The organism is Deinococcus cellulosilyticus NBRC 106333 = KACC 11606, assembly GCF_007990775.1.
In the GTDB taxonomy this organism is placed as follows: Bacteria; Deinococcota; Deinococci; order Deinococcales; family Deinococcaceae; genus Deinococcus_C; species Deinococcus_C cellulosilyticus.
Genome location: NZ_BJXB01000001.1, coordinates 38750 through 60298, shown reverse-complemented (window position 1 = coordinate 60298; position 21549 = coordinate 38750). Strand labels below are relative to the sequence as shown.

Genomic DNA, 21549 nt, shown 5'->3' with positions numbered 1-21549 from the left:
TGTTTTACCTCTGACAGGCAGCATAGACGTTCTGTTGTCCTGGTTCTTCAGCCAAATGGGGGAGGTGAAACTCCTCCTAAAGATGGAGGAGGATTTTGGCAGAAGGTGAAACTGCTTTCCAGTGGCCCGGTTATCAGGGTTTCAAAAAGCAGGGTGTTTTTAGAGGCGTTCGAAAACCAGAACACGCAACTGGTCATCGAGACGCCTTTCTTCGACAGTGAAATGGTACAGACCATCCCAGCGGGTGTAAATGGCATCTTTCCCATCCCCCACAGACAGCAGGTGGGTTTTCTCGAAGTACATTCCAGTTTCCCAGCCCATTCCTGTGATGTTTTCAGCCGCCTGATTGGCCCCCACCACCAGATTGTGCTGGTTGATCACCACCATGCCCTGCTCGGCGGAATCCATCACCGTCTGCAACTGACGCATCACCCGCTGGTATTCCTGCTTGAGCAGGCGCTGCTCAAGCTCATTCATGACCCGTCTGGCAAAGCGTTTCAGGATGTCCCGGTCCCGTGCACTGAAGGCTCTGGGCTGGTAATCAATGCAGCAGATGGTGCCAATCCGGTACCCATCCCGACTGGTTACGGGCACACCAATGTAAGCGCGGATGTGGGGCTCTCCTGTCACCAGCGGATTGTCCTGAAAAAGAGGGTCCTGCAGGGCATCCTCCACCACCAGTCCATCTTCCGAGAGGATGGTGTAACTGCAGAAGGCCACCTGTCTGGGGGTTTCACGGGCGTCAAACTGAATGCAGGCCTTGAACCACTGGCGCTCCCGGTCCAGAAAGCTGATCAAAACGGTGGGCACCTGCAGGATCAGACTCAGGTCATCGGCGATGTGGTGAAACGCAGCCTCATCTTCGGTGTCCAGAATGCCATAACTGTACAGCCGTTCCAGGCGTTTTTCTTCAAGCAGTTGGTGATCAGGTGCGGTCAAGGGTGCCTCCAGTGGTTTTCTGAAGGTTACTCTGGAGACACTTTCGCTTTTCAATTGTGCCGTGTGAAAAGCCTTTAATATTCAGAAAAGCCAGATCAGCAGGGCCACCGCCAGCAAACCCACCCAGCCCGGGTGGCGTCCATGTGTTCCCACCAGAACCAGCAGGCCTGCCAGGGCAGAAGATAGGGCAATGACCCCTTCTGTCCCAGTCTCTGAAGGTTGATGGGCCATTTGAAAAAGCAGACAAGCCATGCCCCATCCAAAAACACTCCCGAGGTGCCAGGTGGCCCACAAAATGCGCACATGGCTTTCTTTGAGGATGGGGGCACCCTCTGTGGGAATCCAGCCGTTTTTGCGCAGACGCTGGAAGATCAGGATTTCTCCAAGCACCGAATGAATGGCTCCAATCAGCACCATCAGGATGGCTGCAATGAGCAGGTGAGGTTGCATCGGTTTTCCTCCAGAGGAGGTCATCTGAAAGCTGTTTTGCCTCCCGGGAACAGCATACCCTGAATGCTTAAGGTGCCCGTGTTGTCTTGCGGATCACCATGTGGGTTGGTACCACAGTCCTGCACTTGCTCACGGTCTCACCCCGGATCAGGGCCATCACCCCATTCATGGCGGCAGCAGCCATCTCCTGGGTGGGATGGTGCACGGTGGTCAAACCCCCCGCAATGAATTCAGAACCCAGAATGTTGTCGAAGCCCACCAGCGAGAGGTCTTCTGGAACTTTCAACCCTGCCTGAACCAGATCCCCATGCAGCATGATCGTTTGCAGGTCTGTTGCTCCCACCACTCCTGTCACCCTTCCTGCCTGATGCAGTTGAATGATTTTCTGCGGGTCTTCCGTGTGCAGCTCAGGGTCAGGAGCAAGTCCAGCTTTTTGCAGTGCAGCAAGGTATCCCTGATGCCGCAGACTGAAGTGGGCGTTTGGCCCATCTTTGCCCGGTCCAAAAAAGGCAATCTTCGTGTGTCCCAGTGAGAGCAGGTGCTCAGTGGCCTGAGCTGCCCCACCTTTGTGATCAATGTCGGCAAAGCCCACACCCGGAGGAACATCCTGCGTCCAGAGGGCCATCATTTTGATGCGCCTCGGATCGAGTTTGGACAGCAGAGGGTGCTGGGTGGTTGGGTTGGTGCGCAGAATCAGACCTTCGACCCGGCCATCCAGAAAGCGGCTTGCCACATCTTCGGAAGGATGGGTGGACTCAGGATAGACCACGAAAGCACTGTTGTGGATGCGTGCGGCCTCAGTGAGACCTGAAAGCAAAGCACCATCGAAGGTCAGGTGCACAGTCTGGATGCTGTCCAGTTGAGAGTCCAGCTTGAGGTGCATGGAGCGCCCCGAGGAGTCAAATTCGTTGAGCACCACCCCGATCAGGCCACTGCGTTTGCTGCGCAGGTTCTGGGCACTGACATTGGGAACATACCCCAGGTCCTCGGCGGCTTTGCGCACCCGCTCAACGGTGTCTTTCGACACCCGATAATCCGGGCTGTTTCCGGTGAGCACTTTCGACACGGTGGCCGAACTGACTCCGGCGGCTCTGGCAACGTCTTTGATGGTTACGATGGTCATGGTCACCTGATGGATTGAGACTGGTTTCTGAGGCCAGGGGAACGGAATTTACTGTACCACGGGGGACAGGGAGAATGCCGAGGGCTGAGGGCCGAGAGCCGTGGGCAAGAAAAGCAGAAGGCCGAGGGTGGAAGGCAGAAGGCAGAAGGCAGAAGACCTGTTACCACCGATGTAGGTGCGAGGCGTGCAGAGAATCCAACCTGCGGATTCTCGTTCTGCACAACCAGCGTGCAGAGAATCCAACCTGCGGATTCTCGTTCTGCACAAGACAGCATGCCTAGCCCTCTTGCCAGAAATCTCGAACGACACCTGTAGGGGCGGGCCGTCGGCTCGCCCTCTGTTGGCAGAAATGCTGATCCGGGCTTGAATTGCTCCAGATCCATGTTTCCCAGAGGAAAATCCATTTGCTGGACTTTGAGAAACCGATTTCCTTAATCTTATTCTTTTTGGGTTGGCATCGTCAAGACCTGCTCTGAAGTGCGAGGTGGATCTGGGTCTAAATGATGACTGAAAGCTGAAAAACTATTCAGTGTTGATTTGATGGTCAGGGCAGAGCATGCTTCCCTCTTGACAAACAGACCTCGAAAAGCGCATAAAGAAAAGCGAAATCGTTTTCCCAACTGAAAGAGGAGTAAAACCATGAAGAGAACCATCTTCAGCATCACCGCCGTCCTGTGTCTCGCTGCCAGTGCCCACGCCGAAAAACTCACCATCTGGACCGGACTTGATGGCAAAGAGCTTGAATGGCTGACCCAGACCGCAAAAGATTTCAGCAAAACCAAAGAGGGGGCTGGAGTGACCGTCGATGTGGTCGTTGTTCCCTACAACGAGATTGACAACAAACTGAAACAGAGTGCTCCCACAGGGACGGGGCCAGACCTGCTCGGACTCCTTCCCCATGACCGTGTGGGTGCCCTCGCAACCGCTGGTGTGCTGGAGCCTGTTGCCCAGTACCTGGATGCAAAAACCAAATTCGACCTTCCTGCCAGTGCACTGGACGCCATGAGCTACAATGGCAAACTCTTCGGGTTCCCTGCCTTCGGTGAAGCTGTTGCCATCGTGTACAACAAGAAACTGCTCCCTGGTGGCATCCCAAAAACCTGGAACAGTTTCATCTCCACCAGCCAGAAACTCACCAATCCCCAGGCCCAGCAGTTCGGTTTCCTGACCAACATCACCCTGCCGTACACGGTTTACGGCTTCTACTCCTCCATGGGGGCTTATGTGTTTGGCAAGAAAGCCGATGGCAGCTTCAACCCTGCAGACATCGGACTGGGCAACGCTGGAGCCGTGAAAGGTGCACAGCTGCTGGCCGACATGCGCTTCAAACAGGGCCTGATCCCCGCAGGTGCAGAAGCCACCGACGTGCAAAAAGACCTGTTTACCAAAGGCAAGCTTGCCATGTGGCTCACCGGACCCTGGGACATCGGCGATGTGAAAAAAGCAGGGATTGATTACGGCGTGGGCGTGCCCCCCAAACCCACCGGAGCCAAAGGCAAATTCTCTCCCTTCGTGGGCATCCAGGGCATCCTGATGAACGCCTACGGCAAGAACAAACCCAAAGCCGCACAGCTTGCAAAATACCTCACGAATGCCCAGAACCAGACCGACATGAACACCATCGGCGGACGCATCCCTGTGTCCAAGTCTGCCGTGCGCAAGCTGAAAAATGATCCTGTGGTTGCAGGATTTGGTGCAGCCATCGCTGCGGGGACCCCCATGCCCAACATCCCTGAAATGGGCAGCGTGTGGAACCCCTGGAACAACGCCATCAGCCTGAGCGTCAAGACCGCAAATGCGGACATTCAGGGGCTGCTTGGCAAGGCTGTGGGGCAGATGGTCACGAAATAAAAGATCGCCGAGAGCCGAGGGCCGAGAGCAAAAAAAGCTTTGGCTAAAGCTGTGCATCAAGACCAGAGTGCCTGAGCTCAAGCTTTTCCGACCTGCCCTCGGCTCTCGGCCCTCAGCCCTCGGCCTGTGGCAAGGCAACCTTCGTCCCTCCTGATGCCCCATCACCCTCAATCCCTTTGAGAGGACCCCCATGAAACGCACCCTGCAACCCAAACCCCGGCTGGACCACCCTGCCCTGATGGTGCTCGCCCTGACCCTCCTGCTGGTCGTGTGTGCTCTGCTGTCGTGGCTGGTGGTCGAGGGCCTGAGTGCCCTTTCCGGCCAGAAACTGCCCACCTGGATTTCACTGCTGGCCGCCGGTTTGCTGATGGTTCCAGTGGCGGTGGTGGTGAACCGCCGCCTGCCTGGAATCCGGCCATGGATGTACCTGTTGCCTGCCACCCTCTTTCTGGTGGCGTTCACAGGGTATCCGCTGGCCATGACGGTTTATTACAGCTTCACCAACTACTCTGCCGCACACTCGGGCAGACCCGACAGTTCCACCCAGATGGGCGTGACCCGCTCTGGAAACACCCTGCAGCTCGGTGAAGCCACCACGCAACTGAGGTGCCCTCAAGACCAGTGTGCGGGTCAGATCCTGGAAATTCAGGGGCAGCAGGCTGGAAAACCTGTGACCCTCAAAGCAGAAATTGCTGCTGTGCAGGGTCAGGCTGTGACCCTCTCAGACCCTCTGCCTGCAGATTTCATCCCCACCGTGGTTCGCCGCATCAACAAGGTGAGCTGGGTCGGAACCCAGAACTATGAAAGGGTGCTGGGCAGCGCACGCACACAGCTTTTTCCCCTGCTGGGCTGGAACATCCTTTATGCCCTGATCACCACCGGAATCAACCTGGCACTCGGAGCCGTGCTGGGCATTTTGCTGCACAACAAAAAACTGAGAGGCCGGAATTTCTACCGATCCATCCTGATCCTGCCCTGGGCGATTCCAGGCATCATCTCCATCCAGGTCTGGCAGACTTTGCTCAACACCAATTTCGGTGCCGTGAACCGCCTGCTGGGCATGCTGGGTGTGACCCCTGCCCCCTGGCTTGAAGATCCCCTGTGGGCCAAAACCGCCATTGTGATGGTCAGCCTGTGGATGAGCTTTCCCTACTTCATGACGGCCACCCTCAGTGCCCTGTCCACCATTCCAGAAGAGCTTTATGAGGCCGCCGAGGTGGATGGTGCCACTGCCTGGGACAGGCTGCGCTTCATCACCATTCCGCTGCTTTCCACGTCTTTTGTGCCCATTGCCCTTTCCGCTTTCGCTTCGGGTTTCAACAACATCACCCTGATTTTCCTGCTCACTGGTGGCGGCCCGGCCATGAATGTGGATGACCCGACCGCACAGAGCACCGACATTCTGCTGTCCTGGGCTTACAAAACAGCCTTTGTGTACGGTGGGGGAGAGCAGTACGGTCTGGCGAGTGCCATTGCTGTGGTCATCGGCGTGATCACTGTCCTGATCTCTGTGGTGAATTTCAGTGTTTCCGGGGTCTTCAGCGAGGCCAGAAACACCGAATCCCAGAAAAAAGGCTGGACCCTGCACCTCAGCCCTCAGGTGAAAACGGTGTTGTGGTGGACTGCTGGTCTCATCACCGTGTTCTTCACGGTCAAAACGGCCATCAACCTGAAAAACAGTCTCGGTGCCCCTTCTTTTGCCATCCACTTCCAGGCTGGAGGCTGGTTCTACCTGTTCCTGGGCTTCGTGGTTCTCGTTGCCCTGATCTCTGGAGTGATGTACCTGCTGTCACGCAAGCAGAAACGCACCTTCCAGCAGGTCTTTCTGGGTACACTCACCCATGCGGTGCTCTGCATGACCGTTCTGGCCGTACTTTATCCGGTGGTTTATGTGCTGGCTGCGTCTTTTGATCCCCTCAACCGCCTCAGTCAGGCCTCTCTGGGTGGACCAGAAGAACCCCTCCTGATCCGTGCCCGGGTGCTGCCCTCCCTGACCGGCCTGGACCTCACCAACTACAAGACCCTGTTCAATGGGGTGCAGGTGCAGACCTGGCAGTGGGTGATGCTGGCCTTTTCTGTGGTGTGCTTCGTGCTGATGCAGGTCCAGAAATTCACCAGAGGCATGACCCAGAACATGCCTGCGGCCCAGAAACGGGAATCCTGGGCTGGAATCCTCACCGTGGTCTTCGTGGCCCTGTTCCTCGTCACCCTGATGCCCTCACAATTCACCACTGAAAACCCTGCCTCCAAGTTCCTGTTGTGGGTCAGAAACACGTTGCTGATCTCTGGTTTCACCGGACTGGTCACACTTGCCCTCACCACCACCGCTGGTTATGCCCTGGCCCGCATGCAGTTCAAAGGCCGCATGCAGTACCTGATGGTGATCATCTTCCTGCAGATGTTCCCGGGACTGCTCGGTCTGATTGCCATCTACAGCCTGATGAACACCCTGGGCCTCGTCAACACCTTCACGGGCCTGATTCTGGCCTACACCGGAGGCATCATCGCTTTCGCCACCTGGATTTACAAGGGTTATGTGGAATCCCTGCCCCACAACCTCAACGAGGCCGCTCTGGTCGATGGCTGTACCCCCTGGCAGGCCTTCACCCGCATCATCCTGCCCCTGTCCGGTCCCATGCTGGTGTTCATTTTCCTGCTGCAGTTCATCGGTTCTTACGCCGAGTATTTCCTCGCCAATGTGCTCCTCACCGGAGCAGAGAACTGGAACATCGGCGTGGGCCTCAGGTCCTTTGCCAGCAACCAGTTCACTGTGCAGTACGGCCCTTTCACAGCAGCTTCTGTGCTCGGTGCCCTGCCCATCGTGATCCTGTTTTTCACTTTCCAGAAAATCTTCGTCTCCGGTGCCACCAGTGGCGCGGTGAAAGAGTAAGGAGCCTCCATGACCCGCCTTGAATTCACCATCAACACCCACTGGGAATTCCTTCCAGAAGACAACCCCACCTTTGCCAAGCCCATCTACTCAGGTCCCTTAAATCAGGTCAGTGTGCCCCACACCGTCCGTGAGGTGCCCCACCACAACTTCAGCGAGGAGGAATACAGCTTCATCAGCTGGTACCGCAAGAGCCTGCACATCCCCGACAAAGCCCGTGGACAGCGCATCCACCTCCAGTTTGACGGGGTGATGCTGGCCGCAGAGGTCTTTCTGGACGGCAAGAAACTGTGTGAGCACAAAGGAGGGTTCACCCCCTTCACCGTGGACCTCACAGACCATGTGAAAGTCGGTCAGGAGCACCTGCTGGCCGTGCGAGTGGATTCCCGAGAGCGCACAGACATTCCCCCTTACGGGCATCTGGTCGATTACATGACCTTCGGAGGCATCTACCGGGATGTGCACCTGAGAATCCTCGACCCTTTGCACATTGAAAACGTCTTCTTCAAAACCAGCAAGGTCCTGACTGAAACCCCTCTGGCAGAAGTCGAAGTCACCGTCAAGAACCCGACAGGGCTTTCAGAGACAGTGGATGTGGAAGCGCACCTGCTGGACGCTTCAGGTGTTCAGGTTGCAGCAACATCTGCCCAGATGTTCGTTGAGGGAGAAGCCACCCAGACCCTCACCTTTGAAAACCTGCAGAACATCCAGCTGTGGGACACGGAGCACCCTCACCTCTACACCCTGAGGGTCCGCATCAAAGGTGGAGACACGCTGGACACCAGGGTGGGTTTCCGGGAATCAGAATTCCGTGCAGATGGCTTCTTCTACCTGAATGGCAGAAAACTCATCCTTCGGGGCATGAACCGCCACCAGACGTACCCTTACATTGGGGCCGCTGCTCCGAAGAGACTTCAGGAGAAAGACGCCGATCTGGTCAGGTTTGACCTGGGTTGCAACGTGGTTCGCACCAGCCATTACCCACAGTCTCCACATTTTCTCAACCGTTGCGATGAAATCGGCCTGCTGGTCTTCACCGAAATGCAGGGCTGGCAGCACATCGGAGATCAGGCCTGGCAGGACCTTTCCCTGAACCTCCTGCATGACCTGGTGGTGCGGGACAGAAACCACCCTTCCATCATCCTGTGGGGGGCACGGGTCAATGAATCACCAGACCACACGGCCTTCTACACCCGCACAAATCGTCTGGTGCAGGACCTTGATCCCACCCGCCAGACCGGAGGGGTGCGCTGCTTCTTCGGGAGTGAGCAGCTCGAAGACGTGTACACCATGAACGACTTCGCCACAAAACTCACCAAATACCCCGCAGAGCGTTATCTGGTGACCGAATACGGTGGGCACATGTTCCCCACCAAGAGTTTCGATCAGGAACCCCGTGTGGTCGCGCACGCTTTAAAACACGCGGACATCATGAACCAGATTGGAGCCCTGAACATCAGTGGGGGCATCGCATGGTGTGCCTTTGATTACAACACCCACGCCACTTTCGGGAGTGGGGACCGCATCTGCTACCACGGGGTGATGGACATCTTCAGGCAACCCAAATTCGCCGCCCACCTTTACGCCAGCCAGCAACCCCCTGAGCAAAAACAGGTCCTGTTTGCCGCCACCTACTGGACCAGGGGAGATGTGGACGAGGGCCTGATCAATCCAGTGTGGATTTTCTCCAACCTGGACCGGGTGGAAGTGTACGTTTCCGGCAAGTTTGAAGGCGAAGCGCAGCGGGCCACCGAGCTGTACCCCCACCTGCCTTATCCTCCCTTCAAAATTTCCAACATCTCAGGAGGCTGGGGCGAGAACTTCGGGGATCTGGAACTCAGAGGCTACCTGAATGGGGCCCTGGTCAAAACCCATCAACTGGCTGCGGACGGCATCCCCCGCAAATTGATCTTCGAGGCCGATGATCCTGAGATTCACGCAGATGGGGCGGACCTGACCCGCCTCTCCCTGAAGATCACCGATGGGTACGGAAATGCTCTGCCTTTTGCCTGGGGACCTGTTTCGCTCGATGTTGAAGGCCCTGCGGTTCTGGTCGGAGAACACCCGCTGATCCTCCCCGGAGGCCAGGGAGCCGTGTACCTCAGAAGCACCCTGATCCCAGGAGAGGTCACCATCACCGCCAGAGCCCCTGGTCTGCCCACGCAGACCGTACAGGTGAAGACGCTGGATGTGGGGTTAAAGCCTGTGCTGGAAGCTGTGTTGAATGCCTGAGTAGAGGTCGAGGGCTGAGAGCCGAGGGCCGAGAGCTGAAAGCCATGGAAGAAGCTCTTGCTCAATTGATGAGGATGAACGACTGCAGTTGCTCGACATAAATCAAAGAAACCTTCTGCGGGGGTGAGGTTCCCTCACCCCCTTCTCAAAGGAGTCCCCATGAAAAAGTCTGTTTCCCTGATGGTTTTGCTTTCCCTGTGTGCCAGTTGCAACAGTGCCCAGACGCCTGATTCTCTGCCCAGGTTCATTGGAGGTGTGGATGCCTCGTATGTCTCCAGGGTGGAAGACAAAGGTGGAGTCTACAAAGATGAGGCAGGAGAAACGGTGGATTTTTTCCAGAAGCTCAAGGCCAGTGGGGTGAATCAGGTGCGCTTGAGGGTCTGGAACCACCCTTCGGACAGTTACAACTCCCAGTGGGACATGCTCAAACTGGCAAAACGGGCGAAGGCTGCAGGGCTTGGGATTTTTCTGGACCTGCATTATTCGGACACCTGGGCGGACCCATCGCACCAGACCAAACCTGCTGAGTGGAAAAACCTGAATTTTTCTGACCTGAAAACCGCTGTGCAGCAGTATACCCGCTCAGTGGTGCAGAGCATGATCGATCAGGGGACACCCCCCGACATGGTCCAGATCGGCAACGAAATCTCAGCCGGGATGCTGTGGGATGAGGGTCGCGTGTGGGGACCAGATGCAGATTTCAACACCGACAAACAGTGGAACCAGCTTTCTGACCTCCTCAAGTCTGGCATTGCGGGTGTGAAAGACACCGGATCGAAAGCCAACATTGTCATCCACATCGACAAGGGCGGCAGCAACGCAGAGGCACGCAACTTTTACGACAGAATCGTCGCCAGAGGGGTCAAATTCGACACCATCGCCCTGTCTTATTACCCTTACTGGCACGGACCGCTGGATAAACTCAAGGAGAACGTCAAAGACCTGATGAACCGCTATGACCGGGACGTGATTCTGGCAGAAACCGCCTATCCCTTCACGCTGGGCTGGAACGACTGGACAAACAATGTGATTGGCCTTTCAGAGCAGCTTCCTGGCACCTATGCTCCCACCCCCGAAGGTCAGGCCCAGATGCTGAAAGACCTGATTGCTGCCCTCAAGTCCGTGCAGGGCAAGCACCGCACTGGAGTTTTCTACTGGGGAGGAGAATGGATCTCCACAGGACCAGAAGACACCAGTGGGTCCAGCTGGGAAAACCAGGCCCTGTTTGATTTTTCTGGCAAGGCACTTCCTGTGCTGAACACTTTCAAACCCTGATTTCCTGTTGTATTGCGGGTCAGACCTGACCGCTTCCCTCATCTCTCCTGACCTGACAACTGAAAAAACATTCTTCTCTTCACCACCTGTGAACGGGAGAGGGGTTTTACCACTTTTTTCCCTGGGAAATCGCTGGAACAGCAAAAGGAGTCGGAATGAAAAAAACTTGGATGTGGGGTCTGGCAGGTCTTCTCCTCGCAGGGTGCAGTGGCACCCTTGTGGAACAGGCAGCGTACCAGAAAAATGCAGTGGTGAGCCTTTCCAATGCAGGCTTCGAAAGTGGCCTGAATGGATGGAGCACCTCAGGCAGCAGCGGGGCAGCCTTTACAGAGGCTGGAGGACGTTCAGGCTCAAACCGCCTCAGTCACTGGAGCAACAGTCCCTATCAGGTGGCAACCTACAGAACGGTCACCGGGCTTGCCAATGGCTGGTACACCCTCAAAGCCTGGGTGAAGTCTGGTGGAGGCCAGAACACCGCCTTCATCAGCCTCAAAGGGTGTGGGAACAGCAATGAGTACCGGGCTTACCTGCCCACCGTGACCGATGGCTGGGTGAATCTGGCCGTTTCGGCTTATGTGACTGGAGGAAGTTGCACGATCTCCCTGTACAGCGACGCAAAAGCGGGCAACTGGGCCAACTTTGATGATGTGGAGCTGTCCACAGGGCAGAGCAAACTGCAGATCACCGGAGCCGACATCTCCAGCCTTCCCAAATCCGAGGCGAAAGGTGGGGTGTACCGGAACAGCGCAGGAACGGTGGGAGATGCCGTCACCCTCCTCAAAAACGGTGGGGTGAATTATGCGCGGCTCAAAGTCTGGGTCAATCCTGCAGATGGATACAACAACAAGGCCCGGGTGGTGGCCCTGGCAAAACGCATCAAGGCTGCTGGGATGAAGCTTCTGGTGGACTTCCACTACTCGGACACCTGGGCGGACCCCGGAGCCCAGACCAAACCCGCAGCGTGGGCCAGTTACAACCTGAGCCAGCTCAACACTGCCGTATACAACCACACCCTGGACGTTTGCAATGCCCTCAAAGCCCAGGGCACCACCCCGGACATGGTGCAGGTCGGCAATGAAATCAACGGAGGAATGCTCTGGCCAGAAGGGTCCACTTCCAACTGGAGCCAGCTGGCAGGCCTGCTGAAATCTGGCATCAATGCTGTGAAAGCCTGCTCCAGCACCACCCGAATCATGCTGCACCTTGCCAAAGGGGGAGACAACGCAGGTGCCCGATGGTGGTTTGATCAGGCCGTTGCAAACGGGGTGCCCTTTGATGTGATTGGTCTCTCGCACTACACCTACTGGCATGGCAGTCTGGCACAGCTTCAGGCCAACCTTTATGACCTCTCCAGCAGGTACAACAAGGACGTGCTGGTTGCAGAAACCGCCTACCCTTTTACCCTGAGCAGTGATGACAGCCTGGAGAACATCATCAATACCTCAGCAGAACTCACTGCGGGTTATGCTGCAACGCCCACAGATCAGGCCCGAATGCTGCGGGACACCATGACGGTGGTCCGTGCTGTCCCAAGGGCACTGGGTGTGTTCTACTGGGAAGCCCCCTGGACCGCTGTGACCGGAAATGGCTGGGACCCCACCGACCCCAATTCTGGAAACGGCTGGGACAATCAGGCACTGTTTGATTTCTCAGACAGGGAATTGCCTGCTCTGAGGGAATTCCTGAACCCCTGAATTCTGCTCAAATGGAACAGGGTGATGCAGAGACAATACATGACCAGGATGAACCATTCAGGGGGCTGAGCCTCAAGCCCCCTGAATGGTGTTTGTTTTTTTTATTGCTTTTTCTCTGAGTATTGAATTCGCACGGTAACCTTATCAAGTGGTCCAGAAACATAACATATTGCAGTTGCATATGCTGTATAATTCTGAGTCGTGGGTTGACTCAGAGAATAAACCACTTTCCATTTAAACGTCTCAGGAAGAAATTTGATAACAGCTTTTTTAATTTCGTCGTTCCTGACTCCATGAGGTGAATAATAGTTAAGCATGGTTGTGCACAAGGATTTCACATCATCCGGGTCCATGGTGGATATGTTGTCTATGTGCTGGGCGGCGCTCCATGAATTTGTCAGTAATAAAATGATGGTCAGAATGCTCTTGCCAGATCTGGAAATAAACATCAAATAAGTCTCCTGTCTGCATTTGAAGCACCAGGCCAGGGAAGCGCACAGCTGGATGGAACCCTTGATGTGATGCATTTCTGCCCACCAGTGCTTCTGATCTTTCCAATTGTACATTGAATTTTTGTGTTTATTTCTGTTCGCTTTCCACGCTCGACCACCACAAGAGCCAGATCAGGAGGGGCTGAAAAGGCAACCTCGCCCACAGCACCCACACTGGAACCGGAAATTTTTTGGCCCACAAAAGCATCTGGATGTTGGCAGGAAAGACCAGGACCAGCAGGAGGATCAGTTCCATTGCAGACAGTTTGCGTGTCTTCTGGCTGAAGAGTCCCAGACCTCCGGCCAGCTCACCAGCACCACTCAAGAACACGGCGGCTTCAGGGTAAGGAACCCATTTCGGCATGATCGACATGAACATCTTTGGAACCCAGAAGTGGGTGATGCCAGTGAAGATGAAAAATGCTCCCAGCCCTTTGCGGGCTCTGCGTCTCCAGGCTGGACTGTTCAGAACTTCTTCCACAACAGATGGCATGGTCCAATTGTAAATGGGCCTGTCTTCGGAGATTTCGGTTTTTGCAGCAATGCCGCACAACAAATCAGGCACCTGTGGTCCAGAACAGGTGCCTGATCTCTGAGGTTTTCAGCCGTTGTTGACGGCCAGCAGTGGAATGGGCGCACCCAGATCCACCCCATACACCTGAAAGCGGTCCATCATTTGATGCGCCCAGTTGCTGTGGGTGGCAGGTTCGCACATGGCGTCTCCCAGTTTGAACACGGCAGGGGCGTCTGGAGCCAGGATGGCCTGGGCCATTTCCAGATCGACTCCAGAAACCCGGTACAGGGATTCAATCACCGGGACCTGCGAGGGATGGATGGCCGTTTTCCCGAACAGGCCCGATTGCAGATCCATGCGGGTTTCCTGAATGAGGGTCTCTGGATCATCGGTGAAGTCATAGACCGGGGCACTCAGGTTGAAACCGTAAGGCTTGAATTGCAACACAAGCTGGTTGATGAGGGCTCCAAGTGGGGTCTGGTAGGCACTCACCCCTCTGCTGCGGCGCATGTTCAGCAAACTCAGGAGGTCATTGCCCCCGATGCGCAGGGAGAGCACACGGTGTTGCTGGGCGAGCAGCATCGAGCGCAGTTCATCCAGGGCACCCCGATCAAACACAATCCGGGTTTCCAGGGTGGGCATGATGTGAAAGGAGGTGCCTTTCAGGGTTCCCATCCAAAGGGGGAGGTTTTGTGGCTCCACTTTGGGCAGCACAAAACCCTGCACCTGTTCGATCCCTTCCATGTCGAGCAAGGTTTGCAGGACCGGAATGTTTCTGGGCCGGATGAACACCTTCAGGTGGCTTTCTCGCATCCCCTTCAGGGCCTGACTGATGTTGTGCAGGGCTTCAGGGAGGTGCTGGGGCAGCACCGCATCTTCAGTGCACAGGATCACCGAACGGAGAAAAGGGTATTTTTCTCCGTTGACGATGGCCTGCAGTTGTGCATGTGTTCCAGGAACATACAGTGAAGCGCCAAGCTCAAGTGCTTGCATCAGAGTGGGTTCCCATTCCCTCAGACGCCGAACTCGCTGCCGTTGATGCCCACAGCATTGCAAATTTCGCGTACAGCCTGACGTTCCTTGTCGTCGAAGTTTCCGTCTGCATTGGCGATCACCAGGGCCACCTGCACGGCAGCACGGGCAGCGTCTGGCTTGCTTTTCAGTTTGGAGACGGCCTGAATGGCCTCAATCTTGCCGAAATCGTAGTCCTGCTCAAGTTTGCCGCAATAAAAGTCAAATTTCTGCTTCAGGGTGGCAACATCAAAGGACTGGAGCATGGAATTGCTCATGATGAATTGTGCGGTTTTGCTGCGCTCAGTGGGATCAATTTTTCCATCGGCAGCGGCAATCAGGGCACAGGCGGCCATGCTGGCCTCTGCGAACTCGCGGTTCATGAATTGCTTTGCTGATTTTTGCAGGTCTCCTGCCAGTGATTGTGCTGCGCCCTTCAGTTTGTTGAAAAAACTCATGTGTTGCCCCTTTCTATACTTGATGGTGCTCAGATGTCGTCTTGTTTCAGGAGAGGCTGGATGAGTGCCACTGCCTGATATGGCAAGTCTACCTGTTTCGTGATGGTCACGTTGCGTTTTTCCGCCAGTTCGATCAGGTGCTCCACATCCGGGTGCTCCAGATCGCGCAGGACCAGACACTCAGGGACCCGCCGCAACATCACCCGGGTGCTTTCTCCAACACCTGGTTTGATGTAATTGAGCGGACGCTCACCATACCTGTCCTGCAATTCCTGCAGACATTTCTGGGAGGTCTGTCTCAACACTTCATGATTACGTGAGGACCCGGTGAAAAGTTCCGGGAGCACCGGAGGCTGGGGGTGGTGTTCCTCAATCACCCCCAGGTAGGTCAGGGTCTCGTCCTGTGCAGTGAGGTGCTCCAGGTACATCGCACCATCAAAGTGTCCGGCTGCGTAGGCTTCTGGCTGTCTGACCGTGCGGCTGATCAGACCAGACACCGTGCCATTCAGGACAGCATGAGGAATCAGGTAGTCTTCGTGGGTGGGAGCGTAGTACGCTGTCCCGCTGATGTCTGCCAGAACATAAAGGCGGCTGGAAATCCGGGTGCCATGCTCTGCATTGAAGGCATCCACACTGATGTCCAGTTCCCGGCCAATGACGCCTTTTCCAGTCCAGCCATCAATGAATCGCAAATGCTGTGCCTGATCTCCTTCCTTCTCAAGGATGAATTTCAGGGCATTGAGGTCCAGCCCCCGGTCCCGGATGATGCTCACGCTGTAATGTGCGACCTCATGCCCACAGGCCCTCAGAAAGCGGGTCAGGAGCACACCCACAGGGGTTCCAGCACGGGCCAAACTGACCAGCACCAATTTTCTGGCGTCGGGTGTGTCATGCACCAGCTTTGCGGCCAGCATGCGAATGTCACGGGCCACCCTTTCTGCCTGACGGTTCACGGCACGGTGGTAGAGCTCCAGATAATCCGCTTTTGGAGGGGACTCGATGGACAGCATCTCGCTGTAATGGCTCTCGCCAGACTGAATGCGCCTTTCTTTTTCCTCGACACTGAGGGTTTCCATTTCGATGGCACGCAGCAGAAAGGTCACATCCTGCATGTCATAACTGGTTTCAATCAGGGGTGTTTCAGGCATGCTGCTCCAGAAGTTTCTGAATCTGGCTGTGGGTGGGGGTCATCCAGAAATCACACACCTGCATGAACTCCAGGTCTGTATGACTGTCCCCAATTCCCAGGGTCAGGTTGGGGTTCAACTTTGCAATGAGGTGCTCCACGGCGTGTCTCTTGCGCACTGCGTCCGGCACGAAAGACAGGTTGTTGCCATTCAGGTGTATGTAGTACTTGCCTGCTCCCAGCTTCTCTTGCACCTGCTGTCTGACTTCTGCAAGAGCAGATTCTGGCAGGTTTCTCACCTTGCTGACCGTGCAGATCGGAAGTTCCCCTTCATGGATGATGCGGTGGAACATCAGGTCAGGGTCACTGTGCGCCTGATTCAGCAGGTCCATGGCCTGATGCAGGAACTCCCGATAATCACGGGCTTCCTGATTCATGCGCTGTGTCCACTCGGGGTCTGCTTTCCAGCCTTCCTGCCAGACCAGGACCGTTGCTCCATGATTCAGCACCGCATGGCTGCCCCACTGCACCTGAATGGCCTGAAAAGCCCTCAGGTCCCGTCCGGTGACTGGAATGATGTTTCCCTGTTTCAGCCAGTCCAGCATGCGCTTCTGGTGGTCCAGCATGAAGGTGGGTTTGACGCCTGTGCCCTCCAGAACCACATTTTCTGCCTTCTCCTGAGGTTTCTGTTTCAGGTGGAGTTTGCGTTCGGTCTGAAACAGGGTGTCGTCCAGATCGGTGAAAATCAACATGGGCACCTCAGAAATACACGGTCTGGGCCTGAATGCGTGCTGCCAGAGCCTGATCAGCCTCTGTGGGCAGGGTTTCAAAGCACAGAAAAATCCGGGAATATTGTTCAGGGTCCAGGTTGTAGAGGTAATTGGGAATGTCATCCCCGTAGTTGTCCGGGAACTCAATCCTCTTGTGGATCACCTCTCCAATCAGGATGGGACTGCGGGTGGTGGTGTGAAAGACCACCTCATGCCCTTTTTCTTCCAGGGCAGCAGCAAACCTGAGGGGCTCGTAGGCAAACTCACCTGTGCCCAGCACCAGAATGGGTTTCTCCTGCGCTGGCAGAGCGTCAATGAGAGCCTGCATTTCTTCGGGGAGGGAATGCTCTGAAGGAAGACGTCCAAGTCTGGAATATTCCTTGCAAATGATTGAGGTTTTGTCTGCTCCATTGCCCACCACTTTTGGGAGTTCTGGAGGGGAAAATTCAGGATTGGCCTCGAATTGCATCTCCCCATAAACCAGAGCATGCAGGTGCACTGGTAGCCCGAATTCCTCCTCAAGTCCTTCATGCACTTGCATCCAGCTTGTGAAACACACCAGATGCACCTCTTTCAGTCCGGGCAGGGCCTCTTTGAGGGTGCGGGACAGGGCCTTCAGGGTCTTTCCAGTGGTGATCTCATCGTCGATCAGGACCAGGGTTCGGGCCTTTTCCCAGAGTTGCTGTTTGTGGCCTGCTGCTGGCGGATAGATCAGGTGATCTGTGGCATGCGAGTGGGTTTCCTGAAAAAGCAGAGTGGGACGTTCACCCAGACGGTAGCGGGTGGAGGGCAGGTACAGGGCATCCTCTCGACCCGAGCTCTTGCAATATTCCTCAAAAACGCTGGTGGCCAGTCCAGTGGCTGTTTCCGCCATCCCAATGAACAGCACAGGTCCCTCTGCATCAGAGGGCAGGGAAGAGGCAAGCCACCTGTGGTGCCTGAGGGCTTCAGAGGGCTTCACGGGCAAATGTTTGCCCAGGATCTTGCTGACGAACAGAAACCCCCGTCTGGGATTCTGCCTCACGGCATATTCAGTGATGCTGTCGAGAGGAACATGCTCGGTGGTGAGCTGGATCTTGAGGGTGCCAGAAGGAAGAACGACTGTTCTGGATGCAGTCAGGGTGCCAGGATTCAATGCACTTCCTCCATGACCTCTTCGCGCACCAGCAAACTGCTGCTGAAGCTCATCATCTTGACCTTGCGTTTCGGGGCAGGCACCTCATCAGGACGGATTCGCCCCAGGGCCAGCAGTGCAGCGTAATGTCCAAAATTCAGTCCGGCCGTGATGCTCATGTGGATGCCACCACTCGGCCTGGGGTTGATCTCCAGCATGTTGGGCACACCCTGGCGGTCTTTCAGTTGCATGTTGAAGATGCCACTCAGGCCATAGTGGCGGGTGATCCCTCTGACGATCTGTTCCACTTCAGGGTTTTCCTCACTGATCTGGCTTCCACCCTCCTGGCTCTTGCTGCGGATCACGCACTGGGCCAGTTCTCCATCCAGGGCCACACAATCAATGGAACGCTCTACACCTTCACAGAGCTGCATCAGGAGCATTTCGGTGAACTTCTTGTTGTTCCCAAAGTACTCCCGGGCTTCCTTGTAACTCATGGCATACAGTTCATTGCCCAGCAGCAAAGTCATGCGGCTTCTGCGGCGAAGCATCCGAAACCCGCTGGCATAGATGCCCACACTGGGTTTGAAGCACAGGGGCTCTGTTTCGCCCCCCAGTTCCAACACGGCCTGCTCGAATTCAGCGAGGGTGTGGAAGGTGCGGTAATTGGGAATGGGGCAGATGCCTGTGGGAAAGGAAGCCAGAAATTCCGATTTGTGGTCCAGAAGCCTCATGGTCTCGGCAGACGCAGCAACCACCACTTTCGTCCCAATGGCCTCAAATTCTGCTTTGTGCTTCTCGATGATGCTTTTTTCTTTGGAAGGGAAAAAGACCTCGATGCGGTGCTTCCGGCAGTACTCCAGAGCCCAGGCCACATAATCCTTCCCAATGACCCCTTTGGGTTCCAGTTCGTGGTGCCAGGGCCCGTAGAGCATGGGGGCTTCCTGGGTGGTGTGGGTGGCATGAAGTTCCCACTGGCCTGTGGCGTGCATGGCCTGCAGCACATGATGGAGCACACTGAATCCCTTGTTGAACCAGACCCTTGTTTTCATTCTTCCGTCCTTCTGATGTTCTTTCCCGATTGTAGGCCATCAAAGTCACCTGCACATGGCCCAAAAAAAGGAGGCGAGGTGAGCCTCGCCTGGGTGAAAGTGCTGCTCAGCCTTCAGAGAGCTGTGGATTGTCCCGCTGGTACTTCATGGACCACAGCACGGAAGCCACAATGAAGCCCACCCCGATCAGACCGGTGACCACTTCGGGAATGTGCACGTCGTGGTTCATGCTGACCAGCATGATGATTGCCAGAGCCCCGATTCCGTAGTGTGCGCCGTGTTCCAGGAACACGTACTGCTGCAGGGTGCCTTTTTTCACCAGCATCAGGGTCAGGGAACGCACGAAGACTGCACCGATGCACAGACCTGCAGCAATCACAACCACTTCCTTGGTGATGGCGAAGGCCCCGATCACACCGTCCAGAGAGAAACTGGCGTCCAGCACTTCCAGGTAAATGAAGGCGGTCAGACCTGCTGCACCTGCTTTGGCAGCCATGTCATCGGCATCAAAGAGGCCCCCAAGGGCATCAATGAAGATGTAGGTCAGGATGCCCACCAGACCGGCAATCAGTGCAGTGAGTTTCTCTTCAGGGTGCACGGTGTAATTCACCAGAACCAGCAGCAGCACACCAGTGAGGAACACCTGAATGGTGTCCAGGCGACCAATTTTGGCCAGAGGGCGCTCAATGAAGGCCAGCCAGTGCACTTCCTTCTCGGGGTCCATCAGGTACTTCAGGAACACCAGCATGAGGAAGGTGCCCCCAAACGCAGAAATCGGTACGTGGGCCTCATTCAGGTGACGGGCGTATTCCTGCGGATTGTTGAAGGCCAGCTGTGCGACCTCAATGAATCCCAGCTTGGCGACCACCGCCACAATCACGATTGGGAAGATGAACCGCATCCCGAACACCGCAATCAGAATCCCCCAGGTGAGGAACCTTCTCTGCCACACCGCGTCCATGTTTTTCAACACGCTGGCGTTCACCACGGCGTTGTCGAAACTCAGGGACACTTCCATCACCCCCAGGATCACGGCAATCAGCAGAAACGAACCTGCGGTGGCCATGTCTCCTGTGCGCAGGCCGTAAAAAAAGGCCCCTGCAAGGCAGATCAGGGTCACCACAAAAGCAAAACCAAACTCTCGACGCATTTTGTCCTCTCTACGCTTCAGTCAGAAAGTCTGACTGGTTACAACACATGTGAACAACATCTGTGACAACATCTGCCCCCGCGCCCCTTTGATGGCACCAGAGCGCGGGGGACTTGCTTGTGCTTGAAAATCAGGATCAGCCGACGTTGACGCCGAAATCCAGGGCCAGACCGCGCAGGCCGTTGTTGTACCCCTGACCGATGGCCTTGAACTTCCAGTCGGTGTTGTGGCGGTACACTTCAGCGAAAATCATGGCGGTTTCGGTGCTGGCATCCTCGGAGAGGTCGTAACGGGCGATCTCTGCGCCACCAGCGTTGTTCAGAACGCGGGCGTAGGCGTTGCGCACCATGCCGAAGTTCTGTCTGCGGGTTTCAGCATCGTAAATGGTCACGGCAATCACAATGCGGGTGACGGTCTGGGGAACGCGGGTCAGGTCGATTTTGATGGTTTCATCGTCACCTGCGCCTTCACCAGTGCGGTTGTCACCACCGTATTCCACGCTGCCATCGGTGCTCTTGTTGTTGTTGAAGAAGACAAAGTCGCTGTCGCTGGCCACCTTGCCGCTTTCACCGAGCAAGAAGGCACTGGCGTCCAGGTCGAATGCAGCTCCATCGGTGGTGCGGATGTCCCATCCGAGACCGACGGTGATGCTGGTGAGACCTGGGGCTTCTTTGGTGAGGCTGACATTTCCACCTTTGCTTAAGCTGACTGGCATAAATAACCCTCCTGAGGTTGAGTGAGTGAGTGGGCGTGAGGTTTAAAGGGCGGACATTGAAACTCGGTTCAGACGAACTTTATTCTTGCAAGACCTGCAGAATCAAACGTTGAAACCGTGATTTCTGAGGAAAGCTTCGAGGCCCTCGCGGTACCCCTGGCCCACAGCTCGGAACTTCCAGTCTGCACCATGGCGGTACAGTTCCCCGAAGACCATCAGGGTCTCGGTGCTGGCGTCCTCGGAGAGGTCGTAACGGGCCACTTCGGTTCCGGTTTCATCATCCACCACGCGGATGAAGGCGTTGCGCACCTGACCGAAACTCTGGCCCCGGGACTGACCTTCGTGGATGCTCACGGAAACCACCACACGGTGAATCTGGGCAGGGACCCTGGCAAGTTCCACCAGAATGCTCTCGTCGTCCCCTTCACCCTGACCGGTGCGGTTGTCTCCAGTGTGCTCGACCCCACCACTGGCGTGTTTGAGGTTGTTGTAGAAAATCAGGTCGGCATCGCTGCTGGCCTTGCCATCTTCCTTGACGAGCAGGGCCATGGCGTCCAGGTCAAATGCGGCTCCGTCGGTGGCCCGCACGTCCCAGCCGAGACCGATGCGGACCTTGCGCAGACCGGGCGCTTCCTTGCTGAGGTTGATGTTTCCACCTTTGCTGAGATTGATTGCCATGATGTCCTCCAGTGAA

At 55.8% G+C, this 21549-nt stretch carries 18 protein-coding genes; 5 read left to right on the top strand and 13 right to left on the bottom strand.

Going from position 1 to position 21549, the window contains the following annotated elements:
• Positions 1-159 precede the first annotated feature (159 nt).
• From DC3_RS00240 to DC3_RS00230, 3 genes are all read right to left on the bottom strand, one after another.
• On the bottom strand, positions 160-939 hold the full coding sequence (locus tag DC3_RS00240; RefSeq protein WP_146881576.1) for a GAF domain-containing protein: 780 nt from the start codon (positions 937-939) through the stop codon (positions 160-162).
• Between the two features lie 81 nt (positions 940-1020).
• Positions 1021-1389, bottom strand: coding sequence for a hypothetical protein (locus tag DC3_RS00235; RefSeq protein WP_146881575.1), 369 nt, complete (start codon positions 1387-1389; stop codon positions 1021-1023).
• A 67-nt stretch (positions 1390-1456) separates the two neighbouring features.
• On the bottom strand, positions 1457-2512 hold the full coding sequence (locus DC3_RS00230; protein ID WP_146881574.1) for a LacI family DNA-binding transcriptional regulator: 1056 nt from the start codon (positions 2510-2512) through the stop codon (positions 1457-1459).
• A 639-nt stretch (positions 2513-3151) separates the two neighbouring features.
• On the opposite strand from DC3_RS00230, the gene DC3_RS00225 reads away from it, so the two are divergent.
• The 5 genes from DC3_RS00225 to DC3_RS00205 all read left to right on the top strand — a co-directional run bounded on the left by DC3_RS00225 (position 3152) and on the right by DC3_RS00205 (position 12454).
• On the top strand, positions 3152-4363 hold the full coding sequence (locus DC3_RS00225) for a sugar ABC transporter substrate-binding protein (RefSeq protein ID WP_146881573.1): 1212 nt from the start codon (positions 3152-3154) through the stop codon (positions 4361-4363).
• Positions 4364-4553: 190 nt separating this feature from the next.
• Positions 4554-7253: an ABC transporter permease subunit gene (locus DC3_RS00220; RefSeq protein WP_146881572.1), complete on the top strand. Its 2700-nt coding sequence runs from the start codon at positions 4554-4556 to the stop codon at positions 7251-7253.
• 9 nt (positions 7254-7262) lie between these two features.
• Entirely contained in the window at positions 7263-9485 is a 2223-nt protein-coding gene (locus DC3_RS00215; RefSeq protein WP_146881571.1) for a glycoside hydrolase family 2 TIM barrel-domain containing protein, read from the top strand.
• Positions 9486-9644: 159 nt separating this feature from the next.
• Complete coding sequence (locus tag DC3_RS00210; RefSeq protein WP_146881570.1) at positions 9645-10760, top strand: glycoside hydrolase family 53 protein; 1116 nt, start codon at positions 9645-9647, stop codon at positions 10758-10760.
• Positions 10761-10915: 155 nt separating this feature from the next.
• Entirely contained in the window at positions 10916-12454 is a 1539-nt protein-coding gene (locus DC3_RS00205) for a glycosyl hydrolase 53 family protein (RefSeq protein ID WP_222594658.1), read from the top strand.
• 579 nt (positions 12455-13033) lie between these two features.
• On the opposite strand, the gene DC3_RS00200 is transcribed toward DC3_RS00205, so the two are convergent.
• The 10 genes from DC3_RS00200 to DC3_RS00155 form a co-directional block, all read right to left on the bottom strand.
• Positions 13034-13438 (bottom strand): DoxX family protein, encoded by a 405-nt coding sequence (locus tag DC3_RS00200; protein WP_246130491.1) that lies wholly within the window; start codon positions 13436-13438, stop codon positions 13034-13036.
• Positions 13439-13546: 108 nt separating this feature from the next.
• Positions 13547-14452 (bottom strand): HpcH/HpaI aldolase/citrate lyase family protein, encoded by a 906-nt coding sequence (locus DC3_RS00195; protein WP_146881569.1) that lies wholly within the window; start codon positions 14450-14452, stop codon positions 13547-13549.
• 20 nt (positions 14453-14472) lie between these two features.
• Positions 14473-14928, bottom strand: coding sequence for a tellurite resistance TerB family protein (locus DC3_RS00190; protein ID WP_146881568.1), 456 nt, complete (start codon positions 14926-14928; stop codon positions 14473-14475).
• A gap of 29 nt (positions 14929-14957) precedes the next feature.
• The gene (locus tag DC3_RS00185; RefSeq protein WP_146881567.1) at positions 14958-16076 is read right to left on the bottom strand and encodes a cysteine protease StiP family protein; all 1119 of its coding nucleotides are present in this window, start codon (positions 16074-16076) and stop codon (positions 14958-14960) included.
• Positions 16069-16806, bottom strand: a complete 738-nt coding sequence (locus DC3_RS00180) for an HAD family hydrolase (protein ID WP_146881566.1) — start codon at positions 16804-16806, stop codon at positions 16069-16071. The genes DC3_RS00185 and DC3_RS00180 overlap by 8 nt, the downstream gene beginning before the upstream one ends.
• 7 nt (positions 16807-16813) lie before the next feature.
• Positions 16814-17959, bottom strand: a complete 1146-nt coding sequence (locus tag DC3_RS00175; RefSeq protein ID WP_146881565.1) for a phosphoribosyltransferase domain-containing protein — start codon at positions 17957-17959, stop codon at positions 16814-16816.
• A complete protein-coding gene (locus tag DC3_RS00170; RefSeq protein WP_146881564.1) occupies positions 17956-18990 on the bottom strand; it encodes an ATP-grasp domain-containing protein in 1035 nt (344 codons plus the stop codon). Before DC3_RS00170 ends, DC3_RS00175 begins: the two co-directional genes overlap by 4 nt.
• A 106-nt stretch (positions 18991-19096) precedes the next feature.
• Entirely contained in the window at positions 19097-20140 is a 1044-nt protein-coding gene (locus DC3_RS00165; RefSeq protein WP_146881563.1) for a DUF475 domain-containing protein, read from the bottom strand.
• Positions 20141-20276: 136 nt separating this feature from the next.
• The gene (locus tag DC3_RS00160) at positions 20277-20855 is read right to left on the bottom strand and encodes a TerD family protein (protein WP_146881562.1); all 579 of its coding nucleotides are present in this window, start codon (positions 20853-20855) and stop codon (positions 20277-20279) included.
• A gap of 102 nt (positions 20856-20957) precedes the next feature.
• Complete coding sequence (locus DC3_RS00155; RefSeq protein WP_146881561.1) at positions 20958-21533, bottom strand: TerD family protein; 576 nt, start codon at positions 21531-21533, stop codon at positions 20958-20960.
• Positions 21534-21549: the final 16 nt, after the last annotated feature.

What these genes read in the sequence shown, in the direction of transcription:
- DC3_RS00195 (WP_146881569.1), bottom strand. Translation starts at nt 14,452, where the DNA reads ATGCAAGCACTTGAGCTTGGCGCTTCACTGTATGTTCCTGGAACACAT.
- DC3_RS00165 (WP_146881563.1), bottom strand. Translation starts at nt 20,140, where the DNA reads ATGCGTCGAGAGTTTGGTTTTGCTTTTGTGGTGACCCTGATCTGCCTT.
- DC3_RS00235 (WP_146881575.1), bottom strand. Translation starts at nt 1,389, where the DNA reads ATGCAACCTCACCTGCTCATTGCAGCCATCCTGATGGTGCTGATTGGA.
- DC3_RS00230 (WP_146881574.1), bottom strand. Translation starts at nt 2,512, where the DNA reads ATGACCATCGTAACCATCAAAGACGTTGCCAGAGCCGCCGGAGTCAGT.
- DC3_RS00215 (WP_146881571.1), top strand. Translation starts at nt 7,263, where the DNA reads ATGACCCGCCTTGAATTCACCATCAACACCCACTGGGAATTCCTTCCA.
- DC3_RS00200 (WP_246130491.1), bottom strand. Translation starts at nt 13,438, where the DNA reads ATGCCATCTGTTGTGGAAGAAGTTCTGAACAGTCCAGCCTGGAGACGC.
- DC3_RS00205 (WP_222594658.1), top strand. Translation starts at nt 10,916, where the DNA reads ATGAAAAAAACTTGGATGTGGGGTCTGGCAGGTCTTCTCCTCGCAGGG.
- DC3_RS00210 (WP_146881570.1), top strand. Translation starts at nt 9,645, where the DNA reads ATGAAAAAGTCTGTTTCCCTGATGGTTTTGCTTTCCCTGTGTGCCAGT.
- DC3_RS00220 (WP_146881572.1), top strand. Translation starts at nt 4,554, where the DNA reads ATGAAACGCACCCTGCAACCCAAACCCCGGCTGGACCACCCTGCCCTG.
- DC3_RS00185 (WP_146881567.1), bottom strand. Translation starts at nt 16,076, where the DNA reads ATGCCTGAAACACCCCTGATTGAAACCAGTTATGACATGCAGGATGTG.
- DC3_RS00160 (WP_146881562.1), bottom strand. Translation starts at nt 20,855, where the DNA reads ATGCCAGTCAGCTTAAGCAAAGGTGGAAATGTCAGCCTCACCAAAGAA.
- DC3_RS00225 (WP_146881573.1), top strand. Translation starts at nt 3,152, where the DNA reads ATGAAGAGAACCATCTTCAGCATCACCGCCGTCCTGTGTCTCGCTGCC.
- DC3_RS00180 (WP_146881566.1), bottom strand. Translation starts at nt 16,806, where the DNA reads ATGTTGATTTTCACCGATCTGGACGACACCCTGTTTCAGACCGAACGC.
- DC3_RS00155 (WP_146881561.1), bottom strand. Translation starts at nt 21,533, where the DNA reads ATGGCAATCAATCTCAGCAAAGGTGGAAACATCAACCTCAGCAAGGAA.
- DC3_RS00190 (WP_146881568.1), bottom strand. Translation starts at nt 14,928, where the DNA reads ATGAGTTTTTTCAACAAACTGAAGGGCGCAGCACAATCACTGGCAGGA.
- DC3_RS00170 (WP_146881564.1), bottom strand. Translation starts at nt 18,990, where the DNA reads ATGAAAACAAGGGTCTGGTTCAACAAGGGATTCAGTGTGCTCCATCAT.